At 38.0% G+C, this 1,055-nt stretch carries 1 protein-coding gene; it reads right to left on the reverse strand.

Annotated elements, in window-relative coordinates:
• Positions 1 to 1,055: fumarate reductase/succinate dehydrogenase flavoprotein subunit (locus tag IQ228_RS26245; RefSeq protein WP_193965038.1), on the reverse strand; the 1,055-nt coding region annotated here is incomplete at both ends.

Below are 1,055 nucleotides of genomic sequence, written 5' to 3' on the forward strand. Positions count from 1 at the left end.
ATCATTTCTTCTGCTTCATCTTTTTTCAAATTCACATGACAAAACCACTCTTCATTATTCTTATTTGGATAATCCAACCGATAATGATATAAACCCCAACGACTTTCCCGACGATATAAAGATGCTCGTGCTGCCATTTCTGCACAATCGCGGATAAAATGTACTTCCATACATCGCATCAATTCATGAGGATCACGCGCTCCCATTTGGGCTAATATTTCATGATAACGCACAAAATTATTTAACCCAATTTCCATTTTATTACCGGATTTTGGTGGTTGTAAATAATCATTTACCAGTCGGCGTAATTTATATTCAACTTGTGTATGGGGAATCCCATTAGGTTGATTTAATGGCGCATAAATTCTCGTTTTTTCAGCCTCTAAAAAATCAGTATCAGCTTCTATATGTTCCAAATTTTCAATATAATCAATCGCATTTTCTCCTGCTAACCGACCAAAGACAAATGCACCAATCATATAATTATGAGGAACACTGGCCATATCTCCGGCTGCATAGAGTCCAGGTACTGTAGTTTCTGCTTTTTCATTCACCCACACACCAGACGCACTATGTCCACTACATAATCCTATTTCTGAGATGTTCATTTCTACACCATGAGTGCGGTAATTTTCCCCTCTACCCTCATGAAAACGTTCTCTACTCGGTCTTTCATTTGCCCATAGAACAGACTCAATTTCGGAAATTGTATCTTCATCCAAATGAGTCATTTTCATTTGAATTGGTCCTTTACCAGAGTTTAATTCTTTCCAAATCTCTAACATCATTTGACCACTCCAATAATCACAATTAATGAAGCGGTTTCCTTCAGCATTGGCGGTATATGCTCCATAAGGACCTGCAACATAGGCACAGGCTGGACCATTATAATCTTTAATTAATGGGTTGATTTGAAAACATTCGATATTGCTTAATTCTGCTCCTGCATGATAAGCCATTGAATAACCATCTCCGGCATTTGTGGGATTTTCATAAGTTCCATAAAGATAGCCAGATGCAGGTAAACCCAAACGTCCACAAGCACCTGTAGAAAG

It is taken from the genome of Dolichospermum sp. LEGE 00246 (assembly GCF_015207865.1).
Taxonomy (GTDB): Bacteria; Cyanobacteriota; Cyanobacteriia; order Cyanobacteriales; family Nostocaceae; genus Dolichospermum; species Dolichospermum heterosporum.